The organism is Massilia glaciei, from assembly GCF_003011895.2.
In the GTDB taxonomy this organism is placed as follows: Bacteria; Pseudomonadota; Gammaproteobacteria; order Burkholderiales; family Burkholderiaceae_D; genus Telluria_A; species Telluria_A glaciei.
Window position 1 is genome coordinate 1 of record NZ_PXWF02000170.1, and the last position, 2,268, is coordinate 2,268.

General features: G+C 67.5%; 2 pseudogenes. Both read left to right on the forward strand.

Annotated features, from left to right (window positions below):
* Window positions 1-19: 19 nt before the first annotated feature.
* A pseudogene (locus C7C56_RS10785) lies at window positions 20-1,924 on the forward strand (efflux RND transporter permease subunit); the annotation flags it as partial.
* Window positions 1,921-2,268: pseudogene (locus tag C7C56_RS10790) on the forward strand (efflux transporter outer membrane subunit); the annotation flags it as partial. The pseudogenes C7C56_RS10785 and C7C56_RS10790, both read left to right, overlap by 4 nt.

Consider the following 2,268-nt stretch of genomic DNA (forward strand, 5'->3'; position numbering starts at 1 on the left):
AACGATTTAATCTCAGCCTCTCAGTCCGCGCGACGCCACCGTTCAGGCCATGAAGGAGGTCAGCGGCCCGATCATCGCCATCGGCCTGGTGCTGTGTGCGGTGTTCGTGCCGATCGCCTTCGTGTCGGGCCTGTCGGGGCAGTTCTACCGCCAGTTCGCGCTCACGATCGCCATCTCGACCGTGATCTCGGCATTCAGCTCGCTGACGCTGTCGCCGGCCCTGGCCGCGGCGCTGCTCAAGCCGCACGACGCCCCTAAGGACGGCTTGACACGCCTGATGGACAAACTGTTCGGCCGTTTTTTCGCGGGATTCAACCGCTTCTTCGGGCGCGCCTCGACCCTCTACGAGACCGGCGTCAAGGGCGTGTTGCGGCGCAAGAGCGCGGCGCTGGCGGTTTACGCGCTGCTCGCGCTCGGCGCGGTGTTCATGTTCAAGGCGGTGCCGAGCGGCTTCGTGCCGCCGCAGGACAAACAGTACCTGATCGGCTTCGCGCAACTGCCCGACGCCGCCTCGCTCGAGCGCACCGAAACCGTGATCCGCCGCATGTCGGACATCGCCGCCAAGATCGACGGCGTCGAATCGTCGATCGCCTTCCCGGGCCTGTCGATCAACGGCTTCACCAACGCGCCCAACGCCGGCATCGTGTTCGTCACGCTCAAGCCGTTCGACCAGCGCCGTGGCAAGGAGCAGTCGGGCGCGGCGATCGCCGAGCAGATCAACGGCCGGCTCGGCGCCATCCAGGACGCCTTCATCATGGTGTTCCCGCCGCCGCCGGTCAATGGACTGGGCACCATCGGCGGCTTCAAGATGATGGTCGAGGACCGCGCCAACGTCGGCTACGACGAGTTGTACAAATCGGTGCAGGCGCTGCAGGCCAAGGCGTGGCAGGACCCGCAGCTGGCCGGCGTGTTCTCGAGCTTCCAGATCAACGTGCCGCAGCTGTTCGCCGACGTCGACCGCACCAAGGCCAAGCAGCTTGGGATGCCGCTGGCGACCATCTACCAGACCTTGCAGATCAACCTCGGTTCGCTCTACGTGAACGACTTCAACCAGTTCGGGCGCACCTACCAGGTGCGGGTGCAGGCCTACGCGCCGTTCCGCTCGCACGCCGAACAGATCGCCCAGCTCAAGGTGCGCAACGACAAGGGCCAGATGATCCCGCTGTCGTCGCTGATGCAGGTAAAGGACAGCTTCGGGCCGGACCGGGTGCAGCGCTACAACGGCTACGTCTCGGCCGACATCAATGGCGGGCCGGCGCCGGGCGTGTCGTCGGGCCAGGCCCAGGCGGCGCTCAAGAAGATCGCGGCCGACGTGCTGCCCAAGGGCGTGGGCTTCGAATGGACCGACCTGACGTACCAGGAGATTTTGTCGGGCAACACCATGGTGCTGGTGTTCCCGCTGTGCGTGCTGCTCGTGTTCCTGGTGCTGGCGGCGCAGTACGAGAGCTGGACGCTGCCGCTGGCGGTGATCCTGATCGTGCCGATGTCGATCCTGTGCGCGCTGCTGGGCGTCAAACTGACCGGCGGCGACAACAACATCTTCACGCAGATCGCGCTGTTCGTGCTGGTCGGGCTGGCGTCCAAGAACGCCAGCCTGATCGTCGAATTCGCGCGCGAGCTCGAGGACCACGGCCGCACCGTGGTGCAGGCCGCGCTCGAGGCGTCGCGCCTGCGCCTGCGTCCGATTTTGATGACCTCGATCGCCTTCATCATGGGCGTGGTGCCGCTGGTGTTCTCGAGCGGCGCCGGGGCCGAGATGCGCCACGCGATGGGCGTGGCCGTGTTCGGCGGCATGCTCGGGGTGACCTTCTTCGGCCTGTTCCTCACGCCCCTGTTTTACGTCCTGCTGCGCAGCTTCGCCAAGGGACTGGGCAAAAAAACCACCGTGGCGCTGGCCGCACAACCGGAAGGAAAAGCAGCATGAAAACGCTCGCAACGAAACTGACCCCGCTGCTGGCGGCCCTGGTGCTGGCGGCCTGCTCGAGGGTGCCCGAGCTCGGGGCGCCGCGGATCGAGATTCCGGCCGCCTTCAAGGAGGCACCGGCGCCGCTGCAAAGCGCCGACGGCGCGCGCTGGAAGCCGGCGCAACCGGCCGAGTCGCGGGCGCGCGGCGAATGGTGGCTCGCCTTCGACGACCCGGCGCTGACGGCGCTGGTGCACGAGGCGACGCGCGCCAACGCCAGCCTGGCGGTGGCCGCGGCGCGCGTGAAGCAGGCGAGGGCGCTGGCCGGCGTGGCGCAAGCGCAGCGCGGCGTGCAGCTCGGCGCC